At 62.5% G+C, this 14,949-nt stretch carries 8 protein-coding genes; 2 read left to right on the top strand and 6 right to left on the bottom strand.

What is annotated here, in order from left to right; all coding sequences use genetic code 11:
• Positions 1-69: 69 nt before the first annotated feature.
• The 4 genes from M2267_RS23895 to msrA form a co-directional block, all read right to left on the bottom strand.
• On the bottom strand, positions 70-420 hold the full coding sequence (locus M2267_RS23895; RefSeq protein ID WP_043612477.1) for a ribbon-helix-helix domain-containing protein: 351 nt from the start codon (positions 418-420) through the stop codon (positions 70-72).
• Positions 421-444: 24 nt separating this feature from the next.
• Entirely contained in the window at positions 445-1,041 is a 597-nt protein-coding gene (locus M2267_RS23890; RefSeq protein WP_429117713.1) for a DJ-1/PfpI family protein, read from the bottom strand.
• Positions 1,042-1,139: 98 nt separating this feature from the next.
• On the bottom strand, positions 1,140-2,366 hold the full coding sequence (locus tag M2267_RS23885) for a bifunctional alpha/beta hydrolase/OsmC family protein (protein ID WP_429117711.1): 1,227 nt from the start codon (positions 2,364-2,366) through the stop codon (positions 1,140-1,142).
• 140 nt (positions 2,367-2,506) lie between these two features.
• Entirely contained in the window at positions 2,507-3,013 is a 507-nt protein-coding gene (gene msrA, locus M2267_RS23880; protein WP_060520547.1) for a peptide-methionine (S)-S-oxide reductase MsrA, read from the bottom strand.
• A 603-nt stretch (positions 3,014-3,616) separates the two neighbouring features.
• Between msrA and M2267_RS23875 the strand changes: the two genes are divergently transcribed.
• A complete protein-coding gene (locus M2267_RS23875) occupies positions 3,617-4,354 on the top strand; it encodes a response regulator (RefSeq protein WP_429117709.1) in 738 nt (245 codons plus the stop codon).
• A gap of 203 nt (positions 4,355-4,557) precedes the next feature.
• Here M2267_RS23875 and M2267_RS23870 read toward each other — a convergent pair whose 3' ends face one another.
• Positions 4,558-5,223 carry a response regulator gene (locus tag M2267_RS23870; protein ID WP_429117707.1) on the bottom strand — a complete coding sequence of 222 codons (666 nt, stop codon included), beginning with the start codon at positions 5,221-5,223 and terminating at the stop codon, positions 4,558-4,560.
• Positions 5,216-6,691 (bottom strand): sensor histidine kinase, encoded by a 1,476-nt coding sequence (locus M2267_RS23865; protein ID WP_429117704.1) that lies wholly within the window; start codon positions 6,689-6,691, stop codon positions 5,216-5,218. The genes M2267_RS23870 and M2267_RS23865 overlap by 8 nt, the downstream gene beginning before the upstream one ends.
• Positions 6,692-7,100: 409 nt before the next feature.
• Here M2267_RS23865 and M2267_RS23860 point away from each other — a divergent pair, with 409 nt between their 5' ends.
• Positions 7,101-14,909: a peroxidase family protein gene (locus M2267_RS23860; RefSeq protein ID WP_429117701.1), complete on the top strand. Its 7,809-nt coding sequence runs from the start codon at positions 7,101-7,103 to the stop codon at positions 14,907-14,909.
• Positions 14,910-14,949 lie beyond the last annotated feature (40 nt).

Genomic DNA, 14,949 nt, shown 5'->3' with positions numbered 1-14,949 from the left:
GCAGCAGTCGGTCAGGCGAGGGCGCGCCGAGCCGGGACTGCCCCCCGCGAAGGGGCAGCCTGCCTCGCCTCAATGGTATTTTTCCTGCTCGCGCGTGAGGATCGCCGGAGCGTTCAGCCCGGCGATCGGCTGGTTGACATCCGTCGGAATGTCGGCCGACAGCTGGAGGTCGAGATAGCGTGCGCAGCAGACCCTCAGGAACGACGTGAAGTTTCCGAGGTCATGCCCGGCATCGATGGACTCGTGGTGCAGCTTGGTGATCAGCTGCGTGACGTTCATGCGATCGCGCCGGGCGATTTCCTCAAGCTTCGACCAGAAGAAGTTCTCCAGCCGGACGCTCGTCACCATGCCATCGATGCGCAGCGACCGGGTGGTGCTTTCCCAGAGCCGCGCATCCGCCTTTATGAACAACTCGCACATCTCGCCCCTCCCGTGGCTGCCTTCTCAGGCGGCGTCTGTTTGTAGCAGGGCCGAGGCGTCGAGCACAGCCATGAATTGGCGCAGCCACGACGGGTGGGCGGGCCATGCCGGCGCGGTAACGAGGTTGCCGTCGGCGACCGCGTCGCTGATTGCGATATCTGCATAGATGCCGCCGGCAAGTTCGACCTCCGGGCGGCACGCGGGGTAGGCCGAGCAGGTGCGGCCCTTCAACACGCCGGCCGCCGCCAGCAGTTGCGCGCCGTGGCAGATGGCCGCCACCGGTTTTCCCGCGGCGAAGAAGTGCTGGACGGCCTTGATGACATCCGAGTTGAGACGCAGATATTCGGGCGCGCGACCGCCCGGTATGACCAGCGCGTCGTAATCTTCGGCGCGGATGGCGGAGAAGGTGGCGTTGAGCGCGAAATTATGGCCACGCTTTTCGGAGTAGGTTTGGTCGCCTTCGAAATCATGGATCGCGGTCGCGACCGTCTCGCCGGCATTCTTGCCGGGGCAGACGGCGTGCACCGTGTAGCCGCAGGCAAGCAACGTCTGAAACGGGACCATCGTTTCATAGTCTTCGGTGAAATCACCGGTGATCATCAGAATTTTCGAGTTTGCCATTTGTTTCCTCCCAAAAACCAATGGGCGGAGCTTAGCAACGCGGGCAAAGCAACGGGTACTAGCGGAATACTACAAAGAAAAATTCTGCCGCCTGCAGATTACTTCACCGCCGTCGTTATCCTGGCGATACCTTCGAGCGTGCGATGGACCGGGCACTTGTCGGCAATCTCTTCGATCTTGCTGCGAAGCTCGTCCGCGACCTCGCCCTCGATCGATATGAGCCGCTCGAACTGGTCGATCTTTCCGCCATCGGAACGCTCCGATGCGGCGCAGTCTTCGCAATCCCGCGCATGGATCTTGGAATGCGAGACCTCCACCTTGATGCGCCCGAGCGGCAGCTTCTTGTGGTCGGCGTAAAGGCGCAGCGTCATCGAGGTGCAGGCCGCGAGCCCGATCGACAGGTAGTCGTAAGGCGATGGTCCGGAATCGAACCCGCCCACGCTTTGCGGCTCGTCGGCAAAGAGGCGATGCTTGCCGGCTTGAACCGAGTTCTGAAATTTTCCTTCGCCCGTTTCCGTCACCTGGACCTGTTCCACTGGCTTCGTGCCCTGCGGACTGTCGGCCACGAGATAGCGGCTCAGCCACTCCGCAATCACCCGGGCGGCGTAGGCGGCATCGGCAGGATCGGTGAGCAGATGGTCGGCCCTGTCCAAGGAAACGAAGCTTTTGGGATGTTTGGCCGCATGGAAGAGGTCGCTGGCGTTTTCGATGCCGACCGTTTGATCCAGCGGCGCGTGGAGAATGAGAACGGGTTTCCTGAGCGTCGCCACAGCCTCGTGAAGGCGCTGGGCGCAGGCGTCATCGACGAACTGCTTTTTGATCAGGAACCTGCGACCGGCGAGATCGACCTCGGCGGCGCCGTTCTCTCGGATTTCCTCAAGGCTCGCTCCGAAGTTCTTCAGCACATGGCCGACGTCGGCGGGTGCGCCGATCGTGGCCACGGCGCGGATTTCGGGAATTTCCTTGGCAACCGCAAAGACGGCGGCCCCGCCAAGCGAATGGCCAATCAGGAGCGACGGCGCCTCGAAGTGTTGCCGCAGATAGTCGGCGGCCGAACGAAGGTCGGCGATGTTGGAGGAAAAATTCGTCGAGGCGAACTCGCCCTCACTTGATCCGAGGCCGGTGAAATCGAAGCGCAGGACGGCGATCCCTTCGCGCGCGAGCTCGGCCGAGATCTGACGCGCCGCCGCCAGATCCTTGGAGCAGGTGAAGCAGTGGGCGAAAATCGCATAGGCCCGTACCGGGCCGTTTGGAAGGTCGAGGCGGGCGCCGAGAGTTGCACCGGAATGTCCGGTAAATTCAAGTCGCTGACTGTTGAAGTTCATGTGATGCTCCAGAAAGGAGAACAATCATCCCAAGGGCGCAACGACTGTCCTGAACGCGAATGATGCGGCCGGCGTCCATGTCCGCAGAACCTGGCGGTTTCATGCGGACATGGCTCTATCAGATGTTCGACCGGCGTCGGTTACTCCGCTGCGGACCGTCGCGGCAGCACCCAGTTCGGGCGCGGGAAGTGGCAGGTGTAGCCGTTGGGATAGCGCTCCAGGTAATCCTGGTGCTCCGGCTCCGCCTGCCAGAAATCACCGACAGGTTCGAGTTCCGTCACCACCTTGCCCGGCCACAGGCCGGAGGCTTCCACATCGGCGATGGTGTCCTCGGCAATGCGCTTCTGTTCGTCATCGACATAGTAGATCGCCGAACGATAGGAGGTGCCGATGTCGTTGCCCTGGCGGTTTTTCGTCGTGGGGTCGTGGATCTGGAAGAACAGCTCCAGAATCCGCCGATAGGAGGTCTTCGCCGGATCGTAGAATATCTCGATGCCCTCGGCATGGGTTCCGTGGTTGCGATAGGTGGCATTGGGCACATCGCCGCCGGTGTAGCCCACGCGGGTGCCGGTGACGCCGGGGAGCCTGCGGATCAGATCCTGCATTCCCCAGAAGCAACCGCCGGCCAGAACAGCTCTCTCGGTCATTCAGATATCCTCCACCTGTTTCATGAGCGCTTCTTCGCTTTTGTCTCGCACTGGCCGCGGCCAGCGCCGGAGACGGAACCGTAATATAGGAACGCATGCCGCCAAGATCACGGGGTCGCTTCCAAATCCGCGTTTCGGCTCGGCACGTGTGGCGTTTCCGAAGCCACGGGTTCAAGAGGCGATCGGTGTCGCTTCCGGAAGCTGCAGCGCGCGATCGTCTGTCTCATAGTCGAAATGCTTATTTGGATATGCGGCAAGCTGCGGCAGGCGCTCTTGCCAATTGTCGCTTCTGACATGCTCTACAAGCCATCGGATGGCGGGTGCGACCGCAGATGTGCCGATCGGCGAACAGGGGCTTTGCGCGGCGACGTCACTTCTCGCTCAGCGACTCGTCAAACCCCTAAAATTAACCTATGTTTAAGCATGCACTTTAAAATTGAGTTCTTCTGTAATAGTATTTGAGGATCGGAGGGCGGGGAGGTCATTCGAATCCGCGCGTACCGAATGAACGAGGATGCGCGAAGCTTTGTGCGGTGTTCTTTAATTTTCGTATGTATTGATATCCGATATCGAATGTATTTGTTCGTAACTGCATAAATTTGAATGCGTAATATCTCTGCGGTTTTGCAATGTGATTTTATTACTGTTTCTAATTTCGGGCTGGTTTCCATGTGTATTTCCGTCGCATTTGTCGATGATCACCCTATTTTACTTGACGGCTTAATCAGCGTATTTTCCGCAAAGAGCGATCTGGAGATCGTTGCGAAGGGCGAAAACGCTGTCGACGCGTTAAGAATTGTCGAAGATCATTCGCCGCGCGTGCTGGTCCTCGATCTCAGCATGCCGGGGGACGCGGTCGCGGCCATCGAGTTGATTGCTCGAAAGTACCAGGGCACGCGCATCATCGTCTTCACGGCAAATTCAAGCATAGAAACGGCGATCCAGGTGCTGAACTACGGCGTTGCCGGCTATGTGCTCAAGGGCAGCAGGGCTAGCGACCTGCACCAGGCGATCCGCATGGTCTATGATGGGGAGACCTTCATTTCGGCAGGCTTTGCCACCAAGGTCATCATGGCGATGAAGACTGCGGAGATGCGCCGGCGCGAACAGGCGCAGCAGCGCCTCAGCCTTCGCGAAGAGCAGATCGTCCGTCACCTGATGCGTGGCAGCACCAACCGAGAGATCGCGCGCTGTCTCGATATCAGCGAGAAGACGGTGAAGCACTATATGAGCGTGCTCATGCAGAAGCTCGATGCCAGGAACCGCCTGGAAGTCGTGCTGGCGGCTCAGCGGCTGGATGTGATCCCGAAGGGTGCCGGCGAGGGCGAGCGGATCAACTAGAGCATATCGCGCCAACGTGCGCCGCGGTTTTGCGATAACGACATTCGCCAAATCAACAACGGAAAGCGCACCGATTGAGCCTGAAGGATCGCAACGCGCATCAGGGCATCATGCGGCTGGAGAACCGGTGACCTGCCAGCGAGTTTGTTTCCGAGTCCGCGGTTTCGGCCAGATGCATGCACTAGCCCCGCCGACGAACCGGCTCACGTCTTGCTGTTTGCCGAAAGCTTCAGATGTCGCTGCGCCAGGAGGGCCGCTTCGACCCGGTTCTTGGCGCCGAGCTTGATGAGCAGCCGGCCGACATGGAATTTCACCGTCTTGATCTGCACGCTCATCTCCTCGGCGATCGTCCGGTTGGTGCAGCCGCGTCCGAGCAGGCGGAAGACGATCGCTTCCTTCGGCGTCAGCTTGTCGACCAGCCGCTCCACCCGATGCCCTTCGGTCCGATTGCGAATGACGCCGAACAGGCGCATGCCAAGGGCGGGCGACAAATAGGCTCGCCCTTCTGCAACGGTCGAAATCGCCGTAATCAAGTCCAGCGCCGGCGCCCCCTTGAGCACGTAGCCGGCCGCACCGGCATCGAGTGCCTCCAGGACGTCGTCGTCCTCTTCCGACACGGTCAGCATCACGATCTTCGTCTTTGGCCATCGCGCCGAGATTTCACGGGCGGCGTCTATCCCGTTGCCGGGCATGGAGATGTCGAGCAACGCGACGTTCGGAAGACAGTTCTCTACGAGCCGGAGCGCGTCCTCTTTCGAGCCTCCTTCGCCGACGACGGCAAAGCGCTTGTGCGCTGACAGTGCCTGGAGAACGCCCATTCGAAAGAGTGCGTGGTCGTCGACGACGATGACCGACGATGGTTCATCCATCGAGCATTCCTCCCCCGAGATCCAGCGTCATCTGCAGTTCCGCCCCATCCCGTCGATGCACGAACTTTAGCGTACCGCCAAGGCTTTCGACCCGTTGCTGAAGGCCGTGAATGCCCAGACCACTGCCGTCCGGCTTGTCGCCGGGGCTGCGCTTGGCAGAAGGGCCGCCATGGTCGCGGACGCTGAGGTTCAGAACGGTGCCGTCGACGCGACAGCGCACGGCCTGGCCCTGACCGTTCGCATGGCGATGGGCGTTGTTCAGGCCTTCCTGAACGAAACGGTAGATGCAGGTCTTGATAACCGGCGGGAGCGGCAAACTGCTGCCGCTGCCCTTGATGGCCACCCGGGTTCCCGTTCGCGCCTCGTGCAGTTTCACGGCCCGCTCGATCACCTGGTCAAGGTCCAGATGCTCGATATCCGGGAGCAGCAGCGACCGCGCGATCAGGCGGATTTCTTTCAGGGCTTCTTCCAGCGTGCCACAGATCACCTCCAGGGCCTCTTCACGCTCGGACTTGGACCGGGCGACGCGGACGGGCTCCGTCTGGAGGATGGCAAAGCCGATAAGCTGCGCGGGACCATCATGCAGGTCGGCGCCAATTCCGCGCGTCAGACGCTCGTTGGAGTCGGTCATGCGCAAGGAGGCGATCCTTGCGCGATCACGCAGGACGCGGATTTCTTCGGAAACCCGCTCGGCTTCCTCGGCGCGCTGCTCCAGCCGCAGGCGCTGCCGTTCGATCGTTGCGCTGCCGCGATGCACGATCGCGAGCAGTCCGAGCATGATGAGGGTGGATGCGCCGGCAACGACCGTCCAGCCCATCAGACGCACTTCGAAGATCTCCCAGTGCAGGGTATCCGTATCCTCATGTATCTCCGCGACGGCAACCACGTCGCCGGTATCGGACCGGCGCAGCGGACTGTAGATCTCCAGGTAGCGCGTGCTCAGGCTGCGCATCGTGTGCTCGCTCGCCGTCAGGTCCGTGTATTCCGCGGCAACATCGCCCTTGAGCGCGCGCAGAAGCCCCGGCGGCGGGTTGAAACGGTGGCCGATCAGTTCCTTGGACGTGGAGTAGGCGACCGATCCATCCGGCAGCCAGAGCTCGAAGTAGGGGAACCGATCCTTGAATTGCGGTTCGGCAAAAAGCTCGTCGAGACGAAGCCGGCGCTCCGGCGAAAGCTGGCCCGACTGGGCAAGGTCGTTTCCGGCCGGTTCGAGAATGCTCTGCATGAAGAGAGCCGTCGCAGCTGCGCGATCGACCGCCGCATTGTGAGACACTTCGCGCGAGATGAGATAGCCGGAGACGGCAGCGACCAGAAAGATCAGTACACCGCAGGCAAGCAGGAACTGCATGGAGAGGGTCTGCCGGCCAAACCATTGCCGTAGCGGCAGCAACAGCCGACGGCGGCCCACTAGCGCCGGCTCCGCTGGCGCGGCGATCTCATGCGAAATACCCCCTGAATGCTCCGTCACGCTGCGCGGTTTCCTCTCGGATTGCGTGCCGCGGAATGCAGTGCCCCGGCCAAGCCGCTTTTGCGATGATCGCACTATTCTGACAAATTGAAAGAGCTTCTCCAGTCAATTTCTACGGGAGAAAGAAGAACTGGACCTAAGTCCAGGTTTTTCATTGGACCAATGCCAACGGCGCACGTCCACTAGTCCGAAACCCGCTCCAACCTTCGTCGACAATCTCGTCCGACCTTGCGCCGTTTCTTTCGTCGGCGCCGAGGCTCACCATACGAGCATCAAAAGGCCTATTCGGCTCACCAACGAGACACGAAAAGCAACCGGCGCGCCGCGGAGGACAGCCTCACCGCCGGATGGTGGAACTTTGTTTGAAAACGGGCGACCGCGACCGCGGGGTGCTCCGATGGAGGGAAAAATGGTAAAGCTTAACCGGAACGACCTCGACTTCATCCTGAAGCAGATCAAGATCGCAGAAGCCCATACGGCGGCCATCAACGGCGGCGCCGATCCGCGCGCTGCCCTTGCAGAGCTCGTTTCCAACCCGCTCCTTCCATACGGCCTTCGCACGGTCGACGGCTCGTACAACAACTTCCAGCCAAACATGACCCATCTCGGCTCGTCGGACCAGACGATGGTGCGCCTGCTCACGCCGAACTACGCGCCGGCCGAAATCAACCCGCGCAACGGACAGCAGACGAGTTACGCCGACCCATCGGGTACGGTTTACGACAGCCAGCCTCGCCTGATCTCCAACATCGTCGCGGACCAGTCGCTCGACAATCCGGCAGCAATAGCCGGAGCGCTTGCGTCCGTCGATATTAAGGGGGCGGAAGCCCTCGGCATCGTGCGCACGGTCATGGATCTCCAGGCCGTCGCACGGGCGGCGCATGCCGCCGTCGCGACCGCGGCTGCGAATGCCGCTGCCGCGGTCGCTGCCGCCAATGTCGTCGTCGCCAACGCCCAGGCAGCGCAAGCAACGGCGCAGGCGACCTATGACGCGGCCGTGGTCGTACAGTCGGGAGCGGCGCAAGCGCTTGCGAGCGCCAATGCCGCCCTGGCCTCGGCAATCGCGGCGCGCGATGCCCATGCGCCTGTGGTCGCAAGCGCCCAGGCGGCTGCCGCCACGGCACTTGCAGCCAGCCAGGCTGCAGCGGCGGCGGTCTCGAACGCGACCGATGCACGCAACGTCGCCTTCGCCAATCTTGCCCTGGCCGAGCAGGCGGAGAGCGCCGCCCTTGCGGCGTTCCAGAACAATCCAACGCCGGCAAACAGCGCGCTCTACATCGAGGCCGTGGATGCCCGGGAAGATGCCGAAATCGCCTACAATCTGGCGGTCGAGAATCTGGAAGACGCTTCGGCTGCCCTGACGGCAGCGCAGGCAGAGCATACGACGGCAGTGGTCGCCCTACAGGACGCGGTGGCCGAGCAACAAAACCTGACGAGCGCCGTCGACAGTGCCCAAAGCACTGCGGCAAGCGCCTCCTCGGCACTCGCGAGCGCCGACGCGGCCCTGGGGCTAGCAGCGGGGGATCTGGCGGACGCGACGGATGCGCTCAATGATGCGATTGCCGTGCGCGACGCAATCCCGACCGGAAGTGCGGCGACGGCAGCCGCCGAAGCTGCGGCCGCCGCGGCCGATGCCGCCGTCATCGACGAGCTTTCGTCTCACGGCGTGACGATGGATGGCGACAACGTCTTCATCAAGAACGTCGCCGCCGACCTCGGGGACACCGCCTCGTTCAACGGCTTCATGACCATCTTCGGCCAGTTCTTCGACCACGGCCTTGACCTGACCTCGAAGGGGGGCAGCGGCAACGTCATCATCCCGCTGCAGCCGGACGATCCGCTCTACGTCGTGGGTAGCCAGACCAATTTCATGGTCCTCACCCGCGCGACCAACGATCCCGGTCCTGACGGTCAGCTCGGTACGGCCGACGACATCCGCGATCATCAAAACGAGACCACGCCGTGGATCGATCTCAACCAGGTCTACACGTCCAATCCGTCGCATCAGGTCTTCCTGCGCGAGTATGTGCTGGTGGACGGCAAGCCCCTGGCAACCGGTGAGATGCTGCAGGGCGCAACCGGTGGGCCGCCGACCTGGGCCGACATCAAGAACCAGGCAAGGGACCTGCTCGGCATCGAGCTTAGCGACCTGAACGTCCATAGTGTGCCGCTCCTGGTAACGGACCTCTACGGCGAATTCGTTCGCGGACCCAACGGCCTGCCGCTGATGATCACCGTCAACGGACCTGTGGAGGGCAATCTTGCGAACCCGCTCGATGGCGTCACGGCGCTGAGCGCCGGCCGCGCCTTCCTCAACGACATCGCCCATAGCGCCGTACCGAGCGGCCCGGTCGATCACGACCGGAACCCGCTAACCGCGCCCGTTGCCGTTGTTGCGGACGACGACGACGTTGCCGGCAACCCGATCCTTCCGAACGCGTTCGGCGTCAACGTCACCTATGACGACGAACTGCTCGACGCCCACTTCGTCGTCGGCGATGGCCGCGGCAACGAGAACATCGCGCTGACGGCGACCCATTCGGTCTTCCACAGCGAGCACAACCGCCAGGTCAGCGCCATCAAGGCGACGGTGCTGGCCGAAGGAGACCTGGCGCTGCTCAACGAGTGGCTTCTGGTCGACGTGACCACGTTCCCGACCAGTTCCGCGGGCCTTGTCTGGGATGGCGAGCGTCTCTTCCAGGCGGCGCGTTTCTCGACGGAAATGGTCTATCAGCACCTCGTCTTCGAGGAGTTCGTCCGTGCCGTCGCGCCGCAGATCGATGCCTTCGTGTTCTCGCATTCCGTCGAACTCGACGGCGCGATCTTCGAAGAATTCGCCCAGGTCGTTTATCGCTTCGGCCACTCGATGCTTACCGAAAACGTCGAGATGCTCACGCTGAACGCTCAAGGTGCTGCAACACCGCAAGAACTCGGCCTGATCGAAGCCTTCCTGAACCCGCTGGCGTTCAACAATGCGGGTGTCGATGCACACGCTGCCTCCGGCGCCATCATCCGCGGCATGACCCAGCAGGTCGGCAACGAAATCGACGAGTTCATGACCAGCGCGCTGCGCAACAACCTCGTCGGCCTGCCGCTGGACCTTGCGGCGGTCAACATCACCCGAGCGCGCGAAACCGGCATTCCCTCGCTCAACGAGGCACGGCGCCAGATCTACGAACAGACGAACGACAGCTATCTCAAGCCCTATGAAAGCTGGGCGGATTTCGCCCTGCACATCAAGAACCCGCTTTCGATCGTGAACTTCATCGCCGCTTACGGCACCCATGAGACGATCGTCGCTGCCACCACGGCCGAAGCCAAGCGGGATGCTGCCTGGGATCTCGTTTTCGGCACGACCGGCGAAACGGCGGCCGAGCGCCAGGCGCGACTGGACTATCTGAACTCCACCGGCGCATGGGCAACGCGGGAAACCGGCCTCAACAAGGTGGACTTCTGGATCGGTGGCCTAGCCGAAGCATTGATGCCCTTCGGCGGCATGCTGGGCTCGACCTTCACCTTCGTCTTCGAGCTGCAGATCCAGAACCTCCAGAACGCCGACCGCTTCTACTACCTGAGCCGTACGCAAGGGCATAACCTGCTCAACGAGCTCGAGGCCGACAGCTTCGCCGACCTCATCCGCCGCAACACCGACACCGAGGATAGCGGCCTCCATATCAATGGTTCGGCCTTCCAGACGGCCGACTACATCATCACGATGGATCAGACCAAGCAGTGGAACCATGGGCTCGGCAATGCCGACCCGACCCGCGAGGCCGACGTGATCTCTGCGGTTACGGGCACTGATTCCCTCGTTATTCGCGGCACGAATTACCTGCGCTTCACCGGCGAAGAGCACGTCGTGCTCGGCGGCACGAACACAGGCGAAACCCTGATCGGGGGTGCCGGCGACGACACGATCTGGGGCGAGGGGGGCGATGACCGCATCGAGGGCGGCTTCGGCGTCGACCATCTGCACGGCGGCGACGGCGACGACATTATCACCGATAGCGGTACCGACATTGGCGCCAGCGACGTCATCAAGGGCGAAGCGGGCGACGACGTCATCAACGGCGGCATGGGCCTTGATCTGATCTTCGGCGGCGACGGCAACGACGTGCTGGCCGGCGGCGAGGATCAGAAGACGCTTTCCGGCGGCCAGGGCAACGACTTCATCCGCGCGCCCACCGGCGGCGGCGGCGCCATTCTCGGCAACGAGGGTGACGACTGGATGGAAGCCCAGGGCAACATGACGACACTCACGGGCGACAATTCGGAACTGTTCTTCAACTCGCGCATCATCGGCCATGACGTGATGATCGCCGGCGAGAACGACACCGATTTCGATGCCGAATCCGGCGACGACATCATGGTTCAGGGTATCGGCATCAACCGTTCGAACGGCATGGCCGGCTTCGACTGGACCACGTTCAAGAACAACAACTACGACGCCGATGCGAACATGAATATCAGCATCTTCGTCAACCAGCAGAACAACATCCTGCGCGACCGTTATGATCTGGTCGAAGGGCTGTCCGGCTGGGATCGCAACGATACCCTCACTGGCCGCGACGTGGTCATCGGCGGGTACGATCCAAACGGCAATGCCGCCCAGGTCGACGCCGATGCGCCGATCGAGAGCTTCTCGAACGCGCTGCTCGAAAAGAATGTCGACCGGATTGCAGGCCTGCGCGAGCTCGTCGCCCATCTCCAGCGCTTCGACCTCTACAATCCGCACAACCTCGATGCGAACGGCGTTCCGATCAACCCGGCGGGAGCAAAGGAGGTCGCCGTCATGGATACGTCCGACGGGTCGGACATCATCCTCGGCGGCGGCGGTTCGGACACGATCCGCGGCATGGGCGGCAATGACATCATCGACGGCGACAAATGGCTGAACGTACGCATCCTCGTCTCGCCGCGCGAGGGCCAGGGCTGGTCGGCCTTCAGCGTCGACTCGATCGCCGACATCCAGAGCCGTCTGTTTTCGGGCGAGATCAAGCCGAGCCAGTTGCAGGTCGTCCGCGAGATCGTCGACGGCGGCAAGGCCGGCGATGTCGACACGGCCGTCTATTACGACAACTTCGAGAACTATGAGGTCACCTTCAACGCCGACGGCAGCGTGACGGTCGCCCACACGGACCCGACCGCCGGCGTCATCGACCCGGTGACTGGACGCAATCTCGAAGCGGAGGGGACAGACCGCCTCTTCAACATCGAACGCATCCAGTTTGCCGACCGGGTTCTCGACCTGCGCGGCCCATCGCTCGACCTGCACGCCTTCGACAGCGGCAACTATCGCGATGCCTTCGGCACCGCGAACTACGCCAACTCCAACGGATCGGCGACGTGGACTTCGGCATGGGCGGAGACGGGCGACCGTACGACCAACGTGGCGACCACGGGCGAAATCCGCATCAATGGCGGCCAGCTTGAATTCCGGCAGGACACCGGTTTCGGCTCGACACCGGCCGGCGCGACGATCACCAGAACCGTCGATCTTTCGATGGTCGGCGCGGGCACTGCGACGCTGAGTTTCGACTACGAAGAAACCGGCCTCGACAACGGCGAAAGCCTTCTGGTGCAGTATTCGAGCGACGGCGTCACCTTCACCACAATCCGCACGATCGACGGTAACGCCAACGACGGCAGCGCCAACCTCGCGCTTGCCGGCCCCTTCTCGGCCTCGTCGGCCATCCGCTTTGTCTTCAGTGGTGTGAACAGCAACGCCGAGTCTGTCTTGATCGACAATGTGAACGTGCAATACACCACGCCCGTGGACGACGGCACGAACAATTGGAGCAGCACGTTCACCGAAAACCAGGCTGCCGTCGGCATCTCCAGCCTGTCGGGCATTACCACAAACGAGATGATCGCTTCGGCTCGCGTCGTTCTGAAGAACATGGCGGCCGGCGACGTACTGACGGCGACCACGGCGAACGGTCGCCCCTCTGCCATCGCGGTCTCGCAAGCCGTGATCGCCGGAGAAATCGTCCTGCAGCTCACGGGCCAGGCGAGTGCCGCAGATTACCAACGCGCGCTGGACTCGGTTCGCTTTTCCAACTCCTCCGATAATCCGAGCACGACGCCCCGGACGATCGAGGTGACGGTGAACGATGGCATCCGCGACAGCCAGGCGGCGACGGCGACCATCAGCGTGGTTGCCGTGGACGACCCCATGATCGCCAACAACGATCGCATCGTGACGAACTGGACAAACGGCAACCCGTTCACAATTCCGAGCTGGGCGCTGCTTGCCAACGACACCGACCCCGACAGCCCCTTGGCGATCTCGGCCATCACAGCAACGAACAGCGTCGCGGCCACCCTTGGCCCGAACGGTGTCACGGTCACCGACAACGGGCTCACCAACGGCGGTTCCTTTACCTACCGGGGTACGGGAACCGATACGGCAACCGTCGATGTGGTCCGCGACGCCGGCGGACCGATCGACGGCGGGACCGGCAACGACATACTTGTCGGCGACAATGCCGCCAACACGCTGAACGGCAACGCGGGCAACGACATCATTTTTGCTGGCGGCGGCGACGACAACATCAACCAAACCAGCAACCAGGGACGCGACATCATCGATGGCGGCGCCGGCAGTGACACGTACACTCTGAACGGAGTTCAGGGAGCCGAACTGTTCCGCATCTATGCGGTTACCGCCGGGCAGAATGCCGGTCTGGCAGCAAGCCTGAACACGACCTTCCTTGCATCGACGGAGATCGTGATCACCCGCACGGTCAACGGTACCGAAAGCGTGATTGCCGAACTCGACAACATCGAGGAGATCAGCGTCAACACGCTGAACGTGTCGAACAACAACAACAATGGCGGACCGGATGGGGGCGCAAGCGGGGGCGACACGATCCAGGTCATCGGCAATTTCGACACGACCAGCCTGAACTACTCGACGATCACGATCGAAGGGTCCGCCGGCGACGATGTGGTCGATATTTCGAGCCTGTCGTCCGCCCACCGCATCGTCTTCCGCAGCAACGGCGGCCAGGACACGATCGTCGGTGCATTGCGTCCCCAGGACGTGATCGAGATCCCCGTCGGCGCGGACCCGGCGAGCTACGAGGAAACCGACAACGGCGACGGCACCACGACGCTCTCGAATGGCGGGCATTCCATCACCTTCGGCGGCGATACGCCGACCCTCGTCGCCGGTGACGACGACGATGATGATGATGATGATGATGATGATGACGGCGGTGATGGTGGCTCGGACGACGATGGTGACGATGACGGCTGTGGTACGGACGACGGATCGGGATCCGGCGATGGCGATGGCAATGGCGTGCCGTTGCCGGTTGCAGCCCGCACCCTGGTCGGCACCTCGGCGTCGGACGTGCTGTTGGGCGGCGCGGCTTCCGACATCCTGCTCGGCGGCGCAGCCTCCGACATTCTGTCGGGCGATGGCGGCAACGACGTGCTGCGCGGCGAGGATGGCGACGATGTGCTGTCCGGTGGCGATGGCGATGATGTCGCCTCCGGTGGAGCCGGCAACGACGAGATCCATGGCGGGGCGGGTGCCGACACGCTGTTCGGCAATAGCGGCGACGATCTTCTCTACGGCGATGCCGGCAACGACATCATCGAAGGCGGCGCCGGGGCGGACAAGGTCTGGGCCGGTGACGGCGACGACACCGTGCTTGCCACGCTCAACGACGGTTCCGACAGCTACTGGGGTGGCGATGGCGTCGACACGCTCGACTATTCGGTGGCGACCGGCAACCTCAAGGTGGATCTCGGCAACGGCTTCATGGGGCGCGGCCACGTAGTGGGGGCCGAGGTCGGCACCGACACGATCTACGGGTTCGAGAACATCATCGCCGGTTCGGGTCACGACGAGATCACCGCCTCGACAGCCGTCAACATCATGGACGGCGGCCTTGGCGACGACGTCTTCCGCTTCACCTCGGTGGCGGCGGCCGACGGCGACACGATCTACGGCTTCTCGCCGGGTGACCGGATCGACTTCTCGGCGATCGATGCAAACAGCGGGCAGGCCGGCAAGCAGGGCTTCACGCTCTCGAGCGGCACGACGCTTTCAGGGGCTGGCCAGATCGTGGTCACGCACGAGACCCGCGACGGAGCCGACGTAACCGTGATCCGCGGCAGCGTCGATGGCGACCCGGATGCCGAGTTCGCACTGACGCTCGACGGCACCCACAACCTCAAGGTCGCCGACTTCAACGGCGTCTCCTGAACATGAAGCAAAAAATCCCGGTCGGCTGAGGCCGGCCGGG

The sequence above is a fragment of the Ensifer sp. KUDG1 genome, assembly GCF_050434285.1.
Taxonomy (GTDB): Bacteria; Pseudomonadota; Alphaproteobacteria; order Rhizobiales; family Rhizobiaceae; genus Ensifer.
This window is presented reverse-complemented; position numbering and strand designations above follow the sequence as displayed.